Source organism: uncultured Nocardioides sp. (assembly GCF_947489365.1).
GTDB lineage: Bacteria > Actinomycetota > Actinomycetes > Propionibacteriales > Nocardioidaceae > Nocardioides.
Genome location: NZ_CANLDB010000003.1, coordinates 268,172 through 284,992, shown reverse-complemented (window position 1 = coordinate 284,992; position 16,821 = coordinate 268,172). Strand labels below are relative to the sequence as shown.

Genomic DNA, 16,821 nt, shown 5'->3' with positions numbered 1-16,821 from the left:
CCGTCGGGCGCGAACCGAGGAACTCGCTGCAACCTGAGCTCGCCGTCGAGGGCTATCCCCTGTAGAGAGACCGACGACGATGGCCGGCGAGGGGGTGACGGGGTGCGCGACGCAGTGGGGTTCGACGAGTTCTACGCCGCCCGCGCGCCCTCCCTCGTCCGCACGATCCTGGCGCGCACCGGCGACCGGACCCGCGCGGAGGACTGCGTGCAGGAGGCGTTCGTCCGCGCCTGGCGGCGCTGGCGCCGCCTGGAGCACGACGACCCGGTCGGCTGGGTGACGACGGTGGCGTGGCGGCTGGCGGTGAAGGACTGGCACCGGGGACGCCGCGAGACCGACGCCTGGCGCGACGGCCGCACCCCGACGTCCGCCGACCTGCCCGCGGAGCTCGTCGAGCTCCGCGACGCGCTCGCCCGTCTGCCCAGGGCGCAGGCCGACGTCCTGCTGCTGCACTACCTCGAGGACCTGCCCGTACGACGGGTCGCCGACGTCCTCGGGATGCCGGAGGGCACCGTCAAGTCGCACCTCTCCCGCGGACGCGCCGCGCTCGCGACCACGCTCGACCCGGGAGGAGCCCGACCATGACCGACCGCGACACCGCATCCGACACGTCACCCGAGACCGCCCCCGACGTGCTGCACCGGGCGCGCCTGGCCCCGCCGTCCCCCGTCCCGCTCGGGGCGGGCGACGTACGCCGTCGCGCCGACCGGCGCCGACGCCGGCAGTGGGCCGGGGGGACGGCGGTCGCCGCCGTCCTCGTCGCCGCCGTCGCGACCGTGCCGTTGCTGAGCGGGACCGGGAGCGGCCAGGACGGCGACCGCACCGTCGCCGTGGACCGTGCCGGCGACGACGAGCAGGCCGAGGGGACGACGGAGACCGCCGGGCTGGCGTACACGCTGCCCGACGGGTGGGAGGTGCTCGCGCGGCCGAGCGAGCGGCGTACCTGCGTCGGACCGGCCGGCGCCACCGGGTGCCCCGTCGAGGTCGCGGTCGCCGCGGACCCGACCCAGGGCGACGATCCCCTCGGAGAGCTGACCGAGGACCTGGACGACGGGTGCCTCCGCACGCTGGCACAGGTCCTGAAGATCCTGTCGAAGTCGCAGGGGAACCCGCCCTCGAGCACCTACGAGGGTCGCTGCGGGGGCGGCGGCCGCGAGAACTCGGCGTTCGGCATCAGCACCGTGGTCGCGCTCGACAGCGGTACGGCGTCCGCGACCACCCGCGACCCCGGGCTGCGGGCGCAGGCGGAGGAGATCGTCGGCTCGTTCGTCGTCCCGGACGGGTGGCGCACCGCGTCGCGCGTGTCGTTCCAGGAGGCGGAGCCGGCCCCCAGCTCCTGAGTCACGGGGTCTCGAGGCTCGCTCCGCTCGCACCGTCACCACCGTGCGGGCCGGGCGGCACGATGCCGGTCCGGCCCTGCCAGGCGCCGTGCTCGGAGATCGCGCGGAAGCGGTAGGTGGCGAACTCGTGGTGGAAGTCGCGGCGCCTGCGCTCGTCCATCGCCGCCGCGTGCACCCGCGCGTGCGGGACGGCGGAGCGGCCGCGGACCATGTCCTCCATCTCGCGCACGCTGCGCCAGACCGAGAACGTCGAGATGGTGCGCGGCGGGCGAAAGGCCGCGAGGGCGAGCGTCGTCCCCGGGTGGTCGCGGACCAGTCGCTCGACCGGGCGACCCCACCGCAGGAAGCGCGGGACCTCGGCCTGACGCATCCGCGCGAGGGTGACGGCGACGACCGGCTCGTCGTCGTCCCAGGTGCCGGCCCGGGCGGGCAGTCCCGGGAGCGCGGCGATGCCGGACCAGCGGCGCAGGTACTCCAGCCGCACGTGCCACCCCGTGGCGAGGCGTCGTCCGAGCGGGTCGCGGTCGAGGAACGCGTCGACCGCGTCCTCGTCCCGCCACTGCGCGAACACCGCGATCCGGCGCAGCTGCAGCCGGTCGGGCGTGACGACCGGTGCGCCGAGCCGCATCAGGGCCAGGGTCTCGGCGTGGTCGAGACCCGGCACCGCGCCGGGCGTCAACGGGCGTGCGAGGGCGCGGGCCCCCACCCGGACCGGGAGCTCGACCAGGTGGAAGGTGTGCACGCGGGACGTCTCCGGCGGCGCCATCGGGGCAGCGTAGAGGGACTCAGTCCCGCAGCGCCTCGAACGCCCAGCGCGCCGCCCGCCCGATCGCGAGGTCGGCGCCGGGGTCGGCGGTGACGAGCACGCGGGACTCGGTCAGGGCGACCACGACCACCGTCTGCTCGCCGGCCTCGACGACGGCGGCGTCGTGGCGCAGGTTGAGGAAGCTGCCGGTCTTGGTCGCGACCCGGACGGCGTCCGTGGCGAGCTCGGGAGCGATCCGGTGGCTGGTGAGCTGGCGCCGCATCGCGTCCCGCACCCGCGCGCAGACCTCCGGGGCCGCGACGGCGTCGGACCAGACCGCGGCGAGCAGGTCGGCGACCGCGCGGGCGGAGCCGACGTTCGCGGCGGCGACGTCGAGCATCGCGATCGCGTGGCCACCGCCCTCCGTGGCGGCGCGGACGGCGAGGGCCAGCGCCGTCTCCTCGTCGGGCGCCGCGGCCGCCGCGGCGTCGTGCAGGTCGCGCAGGCGGTGGCGTACGACGATCCCGCCGCCCGCCGGGTCCGTCAGCCCCCACCCGGCGAGGGCGGCGCTGACCCGCTCCGGCGGCAGCCGGTCGAAGAGGAGGTCCGCGGCGGCGTTGTCGCTGACGGTGAGCACGGAGTCGACCAGGTCGCCGAGGGCGACGGTCGCCGGGTGGCGGAAGGCGCCGAACCCGGTCCGGCCTCGCGTCGCGGTGGCGGGGTCGACCTCGACGGGCTCCGCCTCGCCGCGGGGTCCGAGCTCGCCCCGGGCTGCGGCGTCCAGGACGGCGAGCGCGAGCGGCAGCTTCACGAGCGAGGCGAGGGGCAGCTGCCGGTCGACGTCGATGCCGATCTCGGCCCCCGTGCCGAGGTGGCGGGCGAGGAAGGCCCCCGACAGGCCGGCGTCGTGCCAGGCGCCGGCGACCTCCTGCGCGACGCCGAGGGCGGCGCCGTCGCCGCCGACCAGGTCGGGGGCGTTCACGGCGCACCGGCCGCGTCGAGGCCCAGCGCCGGGCCGAGCGCGGCGAGCAGCCGCGCGCGGACGGCGGGCCCCGCCGCGGCGACGCCGCCGCGGCCGACGGCGAGCCGGTAGGACCGCTGCACGGGCAGGTCCGCCACCGGCCGCCACGCGAGGTCGTGCGCCGCGGCCTCCACGGGGGTCGCCAGCCACACGTCGTCGTGGGCGAGGACGTCCGTGACCGCCGACAGCGCCGGGCTGCCGACCACGACCTGACCGGGCGAGAGGCCGGCCCGCCCGGCGGTCCGTCGGACGACGTCGCGGACCCAGGGGCGGTCGTCCTCCGCTCCGAGGTGCAGGCGCCGGGGCCGACCGGTGTCGCCGCGGCTCGCGCGCAGGGTGTCGAGGTGCAGGCGACCGGCGCGCTCGTCGCGGGTGGCCGCGCCGAGCGGACCGACGAGGTCGGCCTCGTCCGGGGTGCACGGCACGAGCGCGAGCCCGCCGGCGGCGCGGGCGACCGCGGCGGCCCGGTCGTCGGGGTCGGCCACCCGCAGCTCCAGGTCCAGGCCCGCCTCGCGGGCGGCGTCGCGCACGGGCGCCAGCGCACGGGCGGACGCCCCGCCGGGCACGGCCAGCGTCACCCCCGCACCGACGGCCCGGGCGACGCCGAGGAGGTGGTCCGCGCGGACCTCCAGGTCGCGGGCGTGGGGCAGGACGGCGCGGCCCCGGTCGGTCGGCGTCACCCCGCGCGGGTCGCGCACGAGCAGTCGCCCGCCCAGGTGCTTCTCCAGCGCGGCGACCCGGCGGCTGACCACCGGCTGCGGCACGCCGAGCTCGGCCGCCGCCCGCGTGAAGCTGCGCTGGTCGACGACCTCCCGGAACGCCCGGAGGTGCAGCAAGAGGTCCACCCTGCGGTTATACCGCCTGCGCATGAGCATCGGGAGTTCCGTCTTCGACATGGCTCCGGTCGGGTCGCGAGGCTCACGCCATGACCAGCCGACGTACCGTCCTCGCCGCCCTCGGCACCACCGCCGCCCTCCCGCTCCTCGGCAGGGGCGGCGCCGTCGCGGCACCGACCGCCCCCGCCAGGACGCCCGGTGTCCGGGAGGTCCGTGACCTCGAGCGGGCGTACGACGCCACCATCGGCTTCTACGCCGCCCGGGTCTGCCGCGGAGCCCGCGTGCTCGCGCACCGAGCCGAGGAGCGGGTGCCGATCCACTCCGTGTTCAAGGCGTACGCCGCCGCCGCGGTGCTGCGAGACCTCGACCGCAACGGGGAGACCCTCGACCGGCTGGTGCGCTACACGCGGGCCGACCTCGTGACGTACTCCCCCGTCACCGAGCCGAACGTCGACCGCGGCATGACCGTCCGCGAGCTCTGCGACGCCGCCGTCCGGATCAGCGACAACACCGCCGCCAACCTGCTGCTGCGCGAGCTCGGCGGACCGTCGTCCATCACCCGCTTCGCGCGCTCGGTCGGCGACCGCGCCACCCGCCTCGACCGCTGGGAGCCGGACCTCAACTCCGCGATCCCCGGCGACCCGCGCGACACGACGACCCCGCGCCAGGTCGCGCAGGGGTACGTCGCGCTGCTCGTCGGCGACGCCCTGTCACCGGCCGACCGCGACGTCCTGCGCGACTGGATGCTGCGCAACACGACCTCCGAGAGGCGCTTCCGCCGCGGGCTGCCCGACGGGTGGGCGCTCGCCGACAAGACCGGCTCCGGGACCGAGACCTTCAACGACGCCGGCGTGGTCTTCCCGAGCGGCGGCGGGACGCCGTTCGTGCTGTCGGCCTTCGTGCGGCTGCCCGAGCCGGACGTGGTCGCGAGCGAGGAGATCCACGCCGAGCTCGCGCGGATCGCCGTACGCCGGCTCGGGTGAGCAGCTCGGGGGGCGCGCGCCGCCTCACCGACTCCGCCACCGCAGGTGCCGGACGGACGTGGGTCAGCGGAGGGTCTTGACCCAGCGCCTCCAGTCCTGTCGTGGCGCGTAGCCGGCCGCGCTCCAGAACGCCGCGCCGGCGTGGTTCTCGTCGAGGACCATCGCGCAGAGACGGTCGACGCCGAGCTCGACCACCCGCTCCTCGGCGTGCCGCAGCATCTGCCGCGCGAGACCGCGGCCGCGGTGGGTCGAGTCCACGGCCAGGCGGTAGAGGTTGGCGCGCCACCCGTCCCAGCCGACGACCAGGGTGGCGGCGAGAACGCCGCCGAACTCACCGACCAGCACGGCCTCCGGGTCGTGCGCGATCAGTCGGTCGACCGCCTCGGCGGTGTCGGGTGGGCGGCCGTCGTTCTCCCCGGCCGCGGCCCAGAACGACAGCAGCGCATCGACGTCCCCCGCCACGCCGTGACGTACGGCGAGCGGCTCCGGACCCGCCCCTCCGACCATCCGTCGACCCTAGACCGAGCCTGCTGTGGAGAGACTCCGCCCACTGTCGGCGGTCGAGCGTATGTTCGAACCATGGTCAGGGACGACGGCGCGGGCGTGGCAGGCGGGACGGAGTGGGGGCTCGGCTCCCACCCGCTGCTGACCGCGTCCACCTCGCTGACCACGGCCCTCGCTGCGGCGCACGGGGCGATCGATTCGGGCTCCGACCCGTCGTGGCTGGTCCCGGCCGAGCAGGGTGCGTTGCTGGAGTCGCTGGGACGGGCGCAGGCCAGCCTGGACGCGCTGCTGATGCGGGTGCTGCCCGCGTGCTCCGGACCAGACTCCATCGCCGACGACACCGCCTGCCGCACCGCCGCGGACTGGCTCGCCCACCGCCAGCACACCCGCGCGAACCGGCTGCACGCTGCGTCGAAGCTCGGGCAGTCCCTGGCCCGGTGGCCGCGACTGGCAGCCGCGTTGGCGTCTGGAGAGATCACCATCGACCACGCCCGCGCCGCCGTCGAGGCCCTCGACCGGCTCCCCCGCAGCGGGCCCGACGCCCTCGACCCCGAGACCCTGTCCAAGGCCGAGACCGTGATGCTCGGGCACTGCCGTGAGTTCACCCCGGTCCAGATCCGCACCCTCGGCGCGCGGCTGCTGGAGGCCGTCGCCCCCGACGTCGCCGAACGCCTCGAGGGCGAGCGGCTCGCCGACGAGGAGCGCCAGGCGCGGCGCGAGACCACGTTCTCCATGTCCCGCACCGGACGCGGCACCCGCCGGTTCCGCGGCGAGATCCCCGAGCTCCACGCCTCCATTCTGGAAGCCGCCCTACGTGCCGTCACCAACCCACGACGCACCCACCTCGACGGCGGCATCCCCTACGACGGCGCGACGGTCCAGGACGGCCAGCGCCTGACCGACTCCCAGCGCCTCGGCCAGGCCTTCTGCACCCTCGTCGAGAACCTGCGCACCGACCGCCTTCCCGTCCACGGTGGGTCCCCGGTCACCGTGGTCGTCACCATCACCGAGGAGACCCTGCGCCGAGAGGCGACCGAGCACGGCTACGCCGGCTACGGCACCACCACCGGCGGGGCGCCGGTCTCGGTCGGGGAGGCCCGGCGCCTCGGCTGCGTCCACGGCGTCCGCGGGGCCGTGCTCGGCGGGGCCTCCGAGGTCCTCGACCTGGGCCGCAAGGTCCGCCTGCACCAGGGTCCTCAACGCCTCGCCCTCGAGCTGGAGCACCCCACCTGCCAGGCCCGCGGTTGCGACGTCCCCGCCCCGTGGTGCGAGACCCACCACCGCTACGAATGGGCCAAGGGCGGCCACACCAGCGTCGCCGACGGCGCCCTGCTCTGCCCCCATCACCACCATCGCGTCCACGACCCGACGTACGAGACCCGCTGGCACGACGACGACACCGTCACCTTCCACCGACGATGCTGAGCCTGAGGCCGACTCCCCGGCGTGGGAATCGGTTCACGAGCGCGCGCCTCCAGTCCTCACCGCGACCGGCCGAGGGCCTCCACCTCTTCATCGATGAGGTCACGCCAGGCGCGGTAGGAGCTGAGGAAGTCCATGACCGGACCGATCGACTCCGTCGAGAACCGCGACCGGTGCCAGTGACCGCGACTCTCCAAGCCACGCCGCCCGAGCACTGCCAGCGCGGACCGCGGGTACGTCAAAGATCGGTCCGCCAGGCGGTTGCACACGAAGCCTTCTAGCTCGTTCAGCGCCCGGACTGATGCCTCCGCCTCGTCGCGAGTCGGCCTGTAACCGCGATGGACCACACGATTGCGCAGGCCCGCCGTAGCCTCGTTCCAAGCAGCAATCGGTCCACCAGTGGAGAAGGTCCATCGTCCGCCCAACCGGGGGTGGAAGCATCCGCGGATCCGGCGCGACAGGTTCGTCGAGAAGGCCGCGACCGCGGGCTCGTTCGACTGCTCCCGACCAAGAATCTTGTCCTCGAACAGAATCATCCCGAGGACCCCGTCGAGAAGCACCTCTGCGGCGATCGCTGCCTGAACGGCAGCCTCCGCCGGCTGTCCATCGCGCGATAACGCCAGCCGGGCCTCAAGCCTCCTCTCGCGATACAAGGCCAGGGTGTCGCCGACGTTGAGGCGTTCCAATTGCTGCGTGTACTGGTCCATGGCCTCGGGGGAGAACTGGGTAGGCCGTCCCTCGTGGATGTTCGCGTGGTCCAGGACGAGCAGGCCGGGCTCACCGATGGCGCGACCGGACCGGGCCTCTCGCCAGAGATAGGGGATCACCGGCACGATCCGCTCGTAGGTGAGCTCCGGAATGGCGGACTGCTCGACCAGCCGCACGGCTCGCACCTGCCGGTACAGAAGGTCCAGACAGCGACCCACCACGTCCGGATACCCGGCATCCGCTCGCTTCCGGGACAAAAAGTCCCACTCGGACTCCACCAAGGTCGTGGCCGCGACGACTGTCCTCAGGGTCTCGGTGGTCGGCCGATCTGGGTCGCTGTGAGCCACACCGGCGGCGGATGAGGTCAGGACGAGCATGGCGTCGTCGACGAGGCTGTGGGTCTCGTCAGGCGCACGGCGGTGCAGCTGACTCACTGTGAGGGACACGACCGTCGACTGAGGCCCGACCTCGACCAGAGTCCCGTCGAGGCATTGGAGAGAAACCGTCGGGCCATTCACCCGCGCACTGGGTGAGGCGAGCTGCCATGTGAAGGTGGTGCCGTCCGCGAAGGGCACGGGGTCGCGGAGGGCGATCGCGAAGACCGCAGCCCGCGGCCACCCTCCTGCGTCAGGCTGACACATCAGAACCGATTCTTTCCCTGCGCCTCGACAACCGCGGACGCCGACCAGTCAAGGGGGCCGAGGCCCGTCTCGACTCGGGCAGCATCGAGGAATGCTCTACGGAGATTCCAGTAGGAGTCGCGCCAGGCGCGCCAGGCTTCAGCGGACAGATCGTGGCCGAGGGCAACGCGATCTCGACGCATGTGTCTCCAGATCCGCGCCGCGGCCGACGCGACCTCGTCACCCGCGACCAGTCGGAGCTCCTCCAGACGGATCTGAGCGTCGGCGACCGTCATCCCGGAGATCTCACGACGCGCATCTCCCTCGGCGAGCTCATCGCGACGCAGCGCCCTATGCGCCGACGCGATGACCTCGAACACGCCATGCACCGCGGTAAGCCAGCGCAAGTAGCTGTCACGTCGGGCCACGCTGAGGCGTTCGAGGGCCTCCCGGTGATAGGAGATCCGCTGGGCGACCAGACCGCCGCATAGTCCGACAACAGTCCCGCCCAGTGACCCGATGACGCCCACCCAAGCCGTGTCCATCCAGCATTGTGCCGAGCCTTCGTCCAGCGATACAAGCACTGCAACAGCAGCACGAGCCGGCGGGCGGCCCATCTGCTCGCGGAGCTCGGTGCTGAACGCCCCGCGGGCTCGCCTTCGGTGTCGCCGATGTTGGCCGGGTGCGCGGTCCTCCCGGCGAGGTCCTCTATCCCTTGCCGCGACCGGGAGTCCGTCGATCCCGTGTTCCGCGTCACTGCGGCACATCCGGTCGGATACGGTTCCCGGCTCGTCGGCAAACCCCCTCGAGCCCGCGACGTGCGGTCCTGCGCGACTGGCTGCTGCCAACCTCGACCTCCGGACCCTTCCGCGCACTGTGCCGGACGGTCGGGCGCTGGCCGACACACCGGCCCCGGACCCAGATGTGCAACGACGCAGGTGCGGTTCTCCCCGGAGATCCACGCCGGCTGCGCGGTTCGCGGCGCGCCGGCTGGGTCACGCCGCTCGCGGCGATCGCTGCGAGGACGGACGTGCAGAAGCGACCGGAGCGGCGCCATCTCACGCCTCTGGGCCACTACTGCACGTCGGTCCTTGACCTCCACCGCGCTCGAGGTCGTGGGATGGCGGCATGAGCGACGGCGAGGTCCTGCGGGAGGCGTACGAGCGGTTCGGTCGGACCGGCCCGGAGTTCGAGGGGTGGCTCAGCAACCACGGGCCGATGGCCGTGGAGGCGATGGTCCGCCACGGGCACGAGGCGGCGGTCGGTCGGTGGATCGACCGCTACCGGGCGCGCCTCGAGGACGCCCCGGAGCCCCGGCAGCGGATCACGGAGGCCGACTGGCGCACGGCGCTCGGGGACCCGGGCCGCCTCGGTGACTGGCCGGTCTTCTTCGACGAGCGGCTCGCGGAGGCGGGATGGCGTGAGGTCCTCGGCCTGTGGTGGCCGCGTCTGCTGCCCGGCATCGCGGCGGGTGCCACGCACGGGGTCATCCGGGTGGGCCACGTCGTCCGCGTGCTGGAAGAGCACGGACCGACGAGCACCTCGGCGAGCTCGCCCAGGCGCTCGGCTACTGGGCGGCCCGGTGGCAGCCCGTGCCGGCCGTCCCCCTGACCGGCAGGCTGGGGCCCGCGAACGGGCTGCGCGGTGTCCCCGGCCTGCCGCCCGAGCAGCAGCACGGCGACGTCAACACCCGCCTCGCGCGGCTCGGGGACCTGCCGGGGTGGATCGAGGCCCAGGGCGCGATGGCGCCGCCCACCACGGAGACCGCCGCCGGGTTCCTGCGGTCGCTGGTCACCTCGGCGGTGACCGACTACGCCGAGCGCGCCCACGGGAGCCCCGTGATGCTCGTGCACGCGGCCACGGCGCCGAACGCCGTGCTGCGGACGCTGCCGTCGCTGCCCGAGGAGCTGTGGGTGGAGTCCTCGGCCACCGCCTGGCGCGCGACAGCAGCCGTGCGGGCGGCGTACCTGCCCGAGGCCCCCGTCGCCGCGCCGGAGCCGGACGCCGGGCCGGAGGAGGTCATGGACCTCGCCGTACGCCACGGCGACGAGCACCTCGTGAAGCTCACCGACACCGCGCTCGACGCCTTCACGTGGAGCGGCGACCCGCAGACCCTCGCCGCCGTACGGCGGGGCGCGGAGCTGATCGAGCCGCCGGCGTGATGGCTACAGCGAGAGGTGGGGCAGCAGGACGCCGACCGCGTTCTCGCCCATCGCGGCCCGCAGCTCGGGGCTGGGGACGCCCAGCGTCTCGCCCTCCATCTCCCCGCAGGCCACGACGGCGGCCATGAGCTCGGGGCCGATGTGCTCGAGGTGCTCGAGCAGCGCGGCGGAGTCCCGGTACCGCTCGACGACCACCGCCCGGGTCCTGGCCTCGTCGAGGTAGACGTCGTACTGCAGCGTGCCGGTGTCCTGCGTCCGCACGATCTCCATGCAGCGCTCGGAGAGCCGCTCGAACTCCTCCGCCCCACCCTCGGTGAAGGTGATGCGGGCGATGCCCAGGATCTCGGTGCCTGTCGACGTGCCGGTCATGGCTGTCTCCTCTCGTCGCGTGCTGTCACGACAGGGACGGAGCGGGGACGCCGCTCTCGACATCCCGACGCATCACGAGGCTGAAGGACGTGAACCGCAGGACGCCGACCAGCGCGTTGGCGACCGCGAGGACGACGAGCTCCGCGGTCCGGGTCGCCGACGGGTCGAGGGCGGCGAGCAGTCCGAGCCCGCCGGAGGTCAGGCCGAACCCGGCGACGACGAGCCCGAGGCCGAGGGCGTGGTGGGGGACGACGGTCGACGCCGCCGTGCTGTGGAAGGTCAGCCGCCGGTTGCCGGCCGTGCTCACCAGCGTCGAGAGCACCAGGGCCACGCCGTTGGCCCACTGCGAGGTCGCGACCTCGCGCAGCACGAGGTACAGCCCGCCGTACAGCGCGCTCGAGGCGGCACCGACGGCCAGGAACGACGGAGCGGGACGCAGCCAGGCGACGAGTCTCGTCCCTGGCCCGGCGCTGGGCGCGGCCGACCACTCACGATCGACCGTCACGCTCACCATCTGTCGAGTGTGGCCCATCAGCCTGAGGGTTCTCTGTGAGCGATGGACCGGACAGCTGGGCCCCGTCGGTCGTGGGGGTCCCGGGGTCTCAGGACAGCAGGTCCCCGACCAGGTCCGCGAGCAGCTGGTAGCCGTTCTCGGTGAGGATCGACTCGGCGTGGAACTGGATGCCGGCGTAGTGCGGCCCCCGCACCCGGTGCACGTCGCCGGTCGCGGGGTCGGCGTCGACGCGGACGCCGTCCGGCGGGGCCGGGCGTTCGTCGCCGACGCGGGCGACGAACGTGTTGTAGAAGCCCACCCGCTCGACGCGGCGGTCGAGCGCCACCGGCGACTGGGTGCCCTGGAAGACGATGTCCTTGTACTCCAGGTCGAGGCCCAGCGCGTGGCACAGCGCCTGGTGGCCGAGGCACACCGCGAGGAACGGGCGCTCCGCGGCCAGGAGCTCGTCGACGGCGGCGCGCAGGTTCCGCATCTTCGGGTCGTCGCCGTCGCGCGGGTCGCCCGGGCCGGGGCCGACGACCACGAGGTCGGCGCCGTCCAGCACGCCGGGGGCGTAGTCGGAGTGCCGCACCACCGACGTCGTCATCCCGAGCACCGCGAGCACGTGGCGGAGCATCTTGACGAAGTCGTCCTCGCCGTCGAGCACGACCGCGGACCGTCCCGCCAACGGCGGCTCGAGCACGTCGGCGTCGCCGGCCTGGTCGGTCAGCCAGAAGCGGGAGAGCCGCTGGTTGCGGGAGTTGAGCGCGAGCAGGACGTCCTCGTCGGCGACCAGCTCGGCGACGTCCACCGCGCTCGGCGGCGCGGACGGCACGAGCCCGAACGCCGAGAGGATCCCGGAGGCCTTCGCGTGCGTCTCGGCCACCTCGTACGCCGGGTCGGAGTCGCGGACGAGCGTCGCGCCGGCGGTCACCTTCAGGGTGCCGTCGAGCCCGACGTCGGCGGTGCGGATGACGATCGGGCTGTCGAGCACGGCCCCGCCCTCCTCGTCGCGGCCGAGGATCGCCAGCGCGGCGCCGTAGTAGCCGCGGCCCTCGGTCTCGTGGGTCGCGATGAGGCGGCAGGCGTTCTCGACGGGGCTGCCGGTGACGGTGGCGGCGTACATCGTGTCCCGCAGGACCTCGCGCGGGTCGCGGTCGGTGCGCCCGGCGAGGAGGTACTCGGTGTGCACCAGCCGGCTCATCGGCTTGAGGAACGGCCCGAGCACCTGCCCGCCCTCGGAGCAGACGTCGCACATCATCTTCAGCTCCTCGTCGACCACCATGAAGAGCTCGAAGATCTCCTTGGGGTCGGCGAGGAAGTCCAGCAGCTGCCGCTTGAGGTCCGGCGCGCCGTCGGTGGGCAGGCGGAAGGTGCCGCTGATCGGGTTCATCCGGACGTCGCCGCCGTGGACCGACACGTGCCGCTCCGGGCTGGCCCCGATCAGGTAGCGGTCGCCCGTGAAGAACACGAACGTCCAGTACGCCCCGCGCTCGCGCTCGAGCAGCGTGCGGAAGACCGACAGCGCGCGGGCGGCGTCCCAGTCGGCGACGCGGGCGCGGTAGTGCCGGCCGATCACGAGGTTCGCGCCCTCGCCCTGGCCGATCTCGTCGTCGATGATGCGGCGCACGGTCTCGGCGTACGCCGTGTCGTCGACGTCGAACCCGCCGACGGAGTCGAAGTCCAGGGCCACAGGGTCGATGGCGGCGACGACCTCCTCGACGCTGAACTCCTGCTCGACCTCGACGTCGACCACGACCAGCGGGGTCCCGTCGTCGTGGGCGGCGAAGCCCCGCTCGGCGACCTGGCGGAACGGCACCGCGACGAGCCGGTCGGCGACGTGGCCGTCGGTGGGCACCCCCGACTCGAGCGGGATGTCGAGGATCGAGGCGACCTCGGTGCGCGTGCCCCCGAGGACGCCGACGGTGTCGCGGTCCCCCAGACGGGTCGAGCGCCGGATGATCGCCCACGCCTCGTGCCCCTGGACGGCGTCGATCGCGTCCCGGGCGGTGGCGTGCTGAGTCATGCCGCGAGCCTAGGCCCGCCGGACGGTTGACTGCGCTCCGGCCGCGACCTATCGTCTTTCGATAGAAAACGATCGACTGACGGAGGAGACATGGCGGGCACGATCCTCGGACGGGTGGTCCTGGCCCTGCGGGTCGTGATCGGGGTGTGCCTCGCCGGCTCGCTCGTGGCGCAGGGCGGCACGCTCCTCGGCGGCTTCCTGCTCGTGGTCGACGGCCCGCTCGTGTGGCAGGGGCCCGTCGTCCTCACGACGCTGTTCCTCGCCGTCGCCTGCCTGCAGGTCGTCGGCGTCCACGTCTGGCGGCTGCTGACGATGGTGCGCCGGGGGACGGTCTTCACCGCCGCCGCGCTGCGGTACGTCGACCGCGTGGTCGCCGCGATCGGCGTCCTGGCCGCCCTGGTCGCGGTCCTGGCCGTGGTGGGGGTCGTCAGCAACCGCACCCAGCCGGACGACGCGGTCGCGCCCGGCCTGGTGGGGCTGGTCCTCGGCGCCTCCGTCGTCCTGGCCGGGGTCGCGCTCGTCGTCCTCGTGCAGCGGATGCTGCTCGCGCAGGCCGTGGCCCGCGACGCCGAGACCCGTGCGCTGCAGGACGAGCTGGACGGCGTCATCTGATGCCGATCGTCGTCGACGTCGACGTCATGCTCGCCCGCCGCAAGATGGCCGTCGGGGTGCTCGCCGAACGGGTGGGGATCACGCCCGCGAACCTCGCCGTCCTCAAGAACGGCCGCGCCAAGGCCGTCCGGTTCGCCACGCTGGAGGCGCTGTGCGCGGCGCTCGACTGCCAGCCCGGCGACCTGCTGCGGTGGGAGCCGGACGCACCCGAGGAGCCGGAGCCGAGCGGGGACCCTACGACGACTCGGTCGACGGCGAGCCCGCGTGGATGACCTGCTCCTCGGTCGAGGCCTGACGCCGTAGCTCGACCAGCGCCCGCTCCGGGGCGGCCTGCAGGCGGTCGCGGTGGTGCAGGACGGTGATCGTCCGGCTGCCGGGGTCCAGCGGTCCCGGGTGGACGCGCACCTGGCCGTGCTCGAGGTGAGTCAGCGTCAGCTGCGGGATGATCCCGGCCCCCAGGCCGGCGGCGATGAGCGCCAGCATCGTGCCGCTCTGCACGGCGGTGTGGCGGACGTCGAGCGAGACGCCGTGCGCGGTGGCGACCCGCTCGAGCGCTTGTCGCGACGGGCTGTGCCCGGACGACAGCACCCACGGCCCGCCGAGGATGTCGTCCGCGCCGACGTCCGCCGACCAGGACGCGGGCACCACGATCCGGAACGGGTCGCGCATCAGGTCGGTCTCGACCAGGGTCCGCGGGCGCGGCGGATCGTCGGGCTGGGGCCGCTCGCTGATCAGCAGGTCGAGCTCGCCCTTCGCCAGCTGCCGCAGACCCTCCTCCTCGTCGACCTCGAAGATGCGCGGGTCGACGTCGGCGTCGGTCAGGGCGAGAGAGACCACGGTGTGGGCGACGACCTGGTTGAGCACGCTGGCGTACCCGCCGATGCGGACCGTGCCGCCCTGCTGCTCCTTGTAGAGGTCGACGCGCCGCTGCGCGCTCGCGAGGGCGGCGGCGAGCTGCTCGGCCTGGTCGGCGAGCGCCCGGCCGGCCGGCGTGAGGACGAGCGACCGACCACCGCCGCGGCGGGTGCGGTCGACCAGCGCCACGCCCGCCTCGGCCTCGAGCTTCGACAGGTGCTGCGAGACCCCGGACGGCGTCAGGTGCAGCGCGCGGGCGGCCGGCTTGACCCCGCCGGTCCGGGCGACGGCGCGGAGCACGAGCAGCCGGTTCGGGTCCATCGCCACACGCCGATCCTAGATCAGCCACGCTGAACCACAGCGTCACGACAACTCGCTTTCGCTCAGGTATGTCGTGGCTCCACGCTGCTGTCATGGAGATCACCGCCGCCCTCCTGCGAGGAGTGGGCCAGCCCTTCGAGATCACGACGCTCACCCTCGACGAGCCCGGACCGGACGAGGTCCGCGTCCGTCTCGCCGTCTCCGGCGTGTGCGCCTCCGACGCCCACACGCAGTCCGGGCGCATCCCCTCCCCCACGCCCACCGTGCTCGGCCACGAGGGCGCCGGCGTCGTCGAGTCCGTCGGCGCGGGCGTCACCCACGTCCGGGTCGGCGACCACGTCGCCCTGTCGTGGATGCCGAGCTGCGGCACCTGCCGCCACTGCCAGCGCGGCCGGCCCGTGCTCTGCACCGCCGCCGCCCCCGCGCTGCTCGCGGGCACGATGCTCGACGGCTCCGTGCGCCTCCACGACCGCGGCATGCCGGTGCACCACTACTCGTTCCTGTCGACCTTCGCGACCCACACCGTCGTCCCGGCAGCGAGCGCCGTCCCGATCCCCGCCGAGGTCCCCCTCGCGCTGGCCAGCATCGTCGGCTGCGCCGTCCTCACCGGGTACGGCGCCGTCGTCAACCAGGCCCGCGTCACGCCCGGCAGCTCGGTCGTCGTGTTCGGCGGGGGCGGCGTCGGTCTCGCCGCCGTCGCCGGCGCCCGGATCAGCGGCGCCGCGCAGGTCATCGTGGTCGACCCCGTCGAGTCCAAGCGGGCCGCCGCGACGACGTTCGGCGCCACCCACACGCTCACGCCGTCGCCGGTGCTCGCCGAGCAGGTCCGCGCGCTGACCGGCGGCGACGGCGCCGACTACGCGATCGACGCCACCGGCAGCGAGGGGGTGGTGGCCACCGCGTTCGACGCCGTCGTCGAGGGCGGCACGATCGTCTGCGTCGGCGTCCCCGCGCCCGGGGTCGACCCGGTCCTGCCCGGCGCCCGCCTGGTGCGCTCGGAGAAGACCGTCGTGGGCAGCCTGTACGGCTCGTCGCGCCCGGGCCTCGACATCCCCGCCGTCCTCGGCCTGCACCGCAGCGGGCTGCTGCCGCTGGACCGGATGGTCACGCGGGCGTTCCGGCTCGACGAGGTGAACGAGGCCTTCGACGCGCTGCGCTCCGGGACGCTCGGCAAGGGGATCCTGGTGATCGACCCGGAGCTCGCCGGTCCGCTGCCGGTCGAGGCGCCCGCCGCGCTGGCCGGCCCCGCGCCGGCGCTGCTGCCCGCATGAGCGGGGTCCCGCAGGACGACCTCGACGGCCGGCTCGCCCAGGGGTGGGGCGGGTCGGCGCCCGACGGCGTCCACGTCAACGTGCTCCTCGCCCGCCGCGGCAGCTCGACCGCGGCCGCGATCACCACGGCCTTCACCTCGCCGAGCCCCGGCTTCACGCCGATCCTGGCCTCGCTCGGGCCCGACCAGGCGTCGTACGAGACGGTGAACCCGCCGACGGTGATCCTCACCAAGACCGAGCCGGCCGGCGACCTCGGCGTCACGCTGGTCGCGGGAGCGGCGCAGGTCGGCATCTCCCAGGGGGTGCTCGACGTCGTCGCCGACGGCGGCCTCGCCGCCGACCAGGAGCACGTCGTCCTGGTGTCGCTGTGGATCGACCCGGCCGCGGCCGACGAGACCGCCGTGCGCCGCAGCGCGCGGACGGCGACGAGCCGCGCCCTCGCCGAGTGCGTCGAGGGCCGCTCCCCCGTGGCGGCCCTCGACCTCGTCCGCCGCCGCGACGAGGTCACCCACCCCTTCTACGGGGGTTCCTGA

At 74.3% G+C, this 16,821-nt stretch carries 20 protein-coding genes; 10 read left to right on the top strand and 10 right to left on the bottom strand.

Annotated features, from left to right (window positions below; all coding sequences use genetic code 11):
• Positions 1 to 102 precede the first annotated feature (102 nt).
• Together Q0858_RS10455 and Q0858_RS10450 are read left to right on the top strand one after the other, a co-directional pair.
• The gene (locus tag Q0858_RS10455) at positions 103 to 585 is read left to right on the top strand and encodes a SigE family RNA polymerase sigma factor (RefSeq protein WP_299053666.1); all 483 of its coding nucleotides are present in this window, start codon (positions 103 to 105) and stop codon (positions 583 to 585) included.
• Positions 582 to 1,340 (top strand): hypothetical protein, encoded by a 759-nt coding sequence (locus Q0858_RS10450; protein WP_299053664.1) that lies wholly within the window; start codon positions 582 to 584, stop codon positions 1,338 to 1,340. Before Q0858_RS10455 ends, Q0858_RS10450 begins: the two co-directional genes overlap by 4 nt.
• A gap of 1 nt (position 1,341) precedes the next feature.
• Here Q0858_RS10450 and Q0858_RS10445 read toward each other — a convergent pair whose 3' ends face one another.
• Genes Q0858_RS10445 through Q0858_RS10435 form a run of 3 tightly spaced genes read right to left on the bottom strand, consistent with a single transcriptional unit; the run spans position 1,342 to position 3,951 of the window.
• Complete coding sequence (locus Q0858_RS10445; RefSeq protein ID WP_299053662.1) at positions 1,342 to 2,106, bottom strand: hypothetical protein; 765 nt, start codon at positions 2,104 to 2,106, stop codon at positions 1,342 to 1,344.
• A gap of 19 nt (positions 2,107 to 2,125) precedes the next feature.
• Complete coding sequence (locus Q0858_RS10440) at positions 2,126 to 3,067, bottom strand: serine hydrolase (RefSeq protein ID WP_299053661.1); 942 nt, start codon at positions 3,065 to 3,067, stop codon at positions 2,126 to 2,128.
• Entirely contained in the window at positions 3,064 to 3,951 is an 888-nt protein-coding gene (locus Q0858_RS10435) for a LysR family transcriptional regulator (RefSeq protein WP_299053660.1), read from the bottom strand. Before Q0858_RS10435 ends, Q0858_RS10440 begins: the two co-directional genes overlap by 4 nt.
• Positions 3,952 to 4,031: 80 nt before the next feature.
• Between Q0858_RS10435 and bla the strand changes: the two genes are divergently transcribed.
• Positions 4,032 to 4,925: a class A beta-lactamase gene (gene bla, locus Q0858_RS10430; protein WP_299053658.1), complete on the top strand. Its 894-nt coding sequence runs from the start codon at positions 4,032 to 4,034 to the stop codon at positions 4,923 to 4,925.
• Positions 4,926 to 4,988: 63 nt separating this feature from the next.
• On the opposite strand, the gene Q0858_RS10425 is transcribed toward bla, so the two are convergent.
• On the bottom strand, positions 4,989 to 5,432 hold the full coding sequence (locus tag Q0858_RS10425; protein WP_299053656.1) for a GNAT family N-acetyltransferase: 444 nt from the start codon (positions 5,430 to 5,432) through the stop codon (positions 4,989 to 4,991).
• Positions 5,433 to 5,504: 72 nt separating this feature from the next.
• Between Q0858_RS10425 and Q0858_RS10420 the strand changes: the two genes are divergently transcribed.
• Complete coding sequence (locus tag Q0858_RS10420; protein ID WP_299053654.1) at positions 5,505 to 6,854, top strand: HNH endonuclease signature motif containing protein; 1,350 nt, start codon at positions 5,505 to 5,507, stop codon at positions 6,852 to 6,854.
• Positions 6,855 to 6,910: 56 nt separating this feature from the next.
• Here the strand turns inward: Q0858_RS10420 and Q0858_RS10415 are convergent, their stop codons facing one another.
• A complete protein-coding gene (locus Q0858_RS10415; protein WP_299053652.1) occupies positions 6,911 to 7,993 on the bottom strand; it encodes a hypothetical protein in 1,083 nt (360 codons plus the stop codon).
• A 206-nt stretch (positions 7,994 to 8,199) separates the two neighbouring features.
• Positions 8,200 to 8,709, bottom strand: a complete 510-nt coding sequence (locus Q0858_RS10410) for a hypothetical protein (protein ID WP_299053650.1) — start codon at positions 8,707 to 8,709, stop codon at positions 8,200 to 8,202.
• A gap of 598 nt (positions 8,710 to 9,307) precedes the next feature.
• Between Q0858_RS10410 and Q0858_RS10405 the strand changes: the two genes are divergently transcribed.
• On the top strand, positions 9,308 to 9,790 hold the full coding sequence (locus Q0858_RS10405; RefSeq protein ID WP_299053647.1) for a questin oxidase family protein: 483 nt from the start codon (positions 9,308 to 9,310) through the stop codon (positions 9,788 to 9,790).
• The gene (locus Q0858_RS10400; protein ID WP_299053645.1) at positions 9,772 to 10,341 is read left to right on the top strand and encodes a hypothetical protein; all 570 of its coding nucleotides are present in this window, start codon (positions 9,772 to 9,774) and stop codon (positions 10,339 to 10,341) included. The genes Q0858_RS10405 and Q0858_RS10400 overlap by 19 nt, the downstream gene beginning before the upstream one ends.
• Before the next feature lie 3 nt (positions 10,342 to 10,344).
• Here the strand turns inward: Q0858_RS10400 and Q0858_RS10395 are convergent, their stop codons facing one another.
• The 3 genes from Q0858_RS10395 to Q0858_RS10385 all read right to left on the bottom strand — a co-directional run bounded on the left by Q0858_RS10395 (position 10,345) and on the right by Q0858_RS10385 (position 13,229).
• Positions 10,345 to 10,710, bottom strand: a complete 366-nt coding sequence (locus Q0858_RS10395) for an antibiotic biosynthesis monooxygenase family protein (RefSeq protein WP_299053643.1) — start codon at positions 10,708 to 10,710, stop codon at positions 10,345 to 10,347.
• Between the two features lie 25 nt (positions 10,711 to 10,735).
• Positions 10,736 to 11,224, bottom strand: coding sequence for a GtrA family protein (locus tag Q0858_RS10390; protein WP_299053642.1), 489 nt, complete (start codon positions 11,222 to 11,224; stop codon positions 10,736 to 10,738).
• 88 nt (positions 11,225 to 11,312) lie between these two features.
• Positions 11,313 to 13,229, bottom strand: a complete 1,917-nt coding sequence (locus Q0858_RS10385; protein WP_299053640.1) for an anthranilate synthase family protein — start codon at positions 13,227 to 13,229, stop codon at positions 11,313 to 11,315.
• A 90-nt stretch (positions 13,230 to 13,319) separates the two neighbouring features.
• Here Q0858_RS10385 and Q0858_RS10380 point away from each other — a divergent pair, with 90 nt between their 5' ends.
• Both Q0858_RS10380 and Q0858_RS10375 read left to right on the top strand, forming a co-directional pair.
• A complete protein-coding gene (locus Q0858_RS10380; protein WP_299053638.1) occupies positions 13,320 to 13,841 on the top strand; it encodes a DUF2975 domain-containing protein in 522 nt (173 codons plus the stop codon).
• A complete protein-coding gene (locus Q0858_RS10375; RefSeq protein WP_299053635.1) occupies positions 13,841 to 14,113 on the top strand; it encodes a helix-turn-helix transcriptional regulator in 273 nt (90 codons plus the stop codon). Before Q0858_RS10380 ends, Q0858_RS10375 begins: the two co-directional genes overlap by 1 nt.
• On the opposite strand, the gene Q0858_RS10370 is transcribed toward Q0858_RS10375, so the two are convergent.
• Positions 14,076 to 15,017, bottom strand: coding sequence for a LysR family transcriptional regulator (locus tag Q0858_RS10370; RefSeq protein ID WP_299054537.1), 942 nt, complete (start codon positions 15,015 to 15,017; stop codon positions 14,076 to 14,078). The two genes, Q0858_RS10375 and Q0858_RS10370, sit on opposite strands and share 38 nt — an antisense overlap.
• 92 nt (positions 15,018 to 15,109) lie before the next feature.
• On the opposite strand from Q0858_RS10370, the gene Q0858_RS10365 reads away from it, so the two are divergent.
• Positions 15,110 to 16,288 (top strand): zinc-binding dehydrogenase, encoded by a 1,179-nt coding sequence (locus Q0858_RS10365; RefSeq protein ID WP_299053632.1) that lies wholly within the window; start codon positions 15,110 to 15,112, stop codon positions 16,286 to 16,288.
• A complete protein-coding gene (locus Q0858_RS10360; protein ID WP_299053630.1) occupies positions 16,285 to 16,821 on the top strand; it encodes a formaldehyde-activating enzyme in 537 nt (178 codons plus the stop codon). Before Q0858_RS10365 ends, Q0858_RS10360 begins: the two co-directional genes overlap by 4 nt.

Bases quoted from the DNA above. Each gene is read 5' to 3' on its own strand.
- Q0858_RS10450 (WP_299053664.1), top strand. From the start codon at position 582: ATGACCGACCGCGACACCGCATCCGACACGTCACCCGAGACCGCCCCC.
- Q0858_RS10445 (WP_299053662.1), bottom strand. From the start codon at position 2,106: ATGGCGCCGCCGGAGACGTCCCGCGTGCACACCTTCCACCTGGTCGAG.
- bla (WP_299053658.1), top strand. From the start codon at position 4,032: ATGACCAGCCGACGTACCGTCCTCGCCGCCCTCGGCACCACCGCCGCC.
- Q0858_RS10425 (WP_299053656.1), bottom strand. From the start codon at position 5,432: ATGGTCGGAGGGGCGGGTCCGGAGCCGCTCGCCGTACGTCACGGCGTG.
- Q0858_RS10420 (WP_299053654.1), top strand. From the start codon at position 5,505: ATGGTCAGGGACGACGGCGCGGGCGTGGCAGGCGGGACGGAGTGGGGG.
- Q0858_RS10405 (WP_299053647.1), top strand. From the start codon at position 9,308: ATGAGCGACGGCGAGGTCCTGCGGGAGGCGTACGAGCGGTTCGGTCGG.
- Q0858_RS10395 (WP_299053643.1), bottom strand. From the start codon at position 10,710: ATGACCGGCACGTCGACAGGCACCGAGATCCTGGGCATCGCCCGCATC.
- Q0858_RS10390 (WP_299053642.1), bottom strand. From the start codon at position 11,224: ATGGTGAGCGTGACGGTCGATCGTGAGTGGTCGGCCGCGCCCAGCGCC.
- Q0858_RS10385 (WP_299053640.1), bottom strand. From the start codon at position 13,229: ATGACTCAGCACGCCACCGCCCGGGACGCGATCGACGCCGTCCAGGGG.
- Q0858_RS10380 (WP_299053638.1), top strand. From the start codon at position 13,320: ATGGCGGGCACGATCCTCGGACGGGTGGTCCTGGCCCTGCGGGTCGTG.
- Q0858_RS10375 (WP_299053635.1), top strand. From the start codon at position 13,841: ATGCCGATCGTCGTCGACGTCGACGTCATGCTCGCCCGCCGCAAGATG.
- Q0858_RS10370 (WP_299054537.1), bottom strand. From the start codon at position 15,017: ATGGACCCGAACCGGCTGCTCGTGCTCCGCGCCGTCGCCCGGACCGGC.
- Q0858_RS10365 (WP_299053632.1), top strand. From the start codon at position 15,110: ATGGAGATCACCGCCGCCCTCCTGCGAGGAGTGGGCCAGCCCTTCGAG.
- Q0858_RS10360 (WP_299053630.1), top strand. From the start codon at position 16,285: ATGAGCGGGGTCCCGCAGGACGACCTCGACGGCCGGCTCGCCCAGGGG.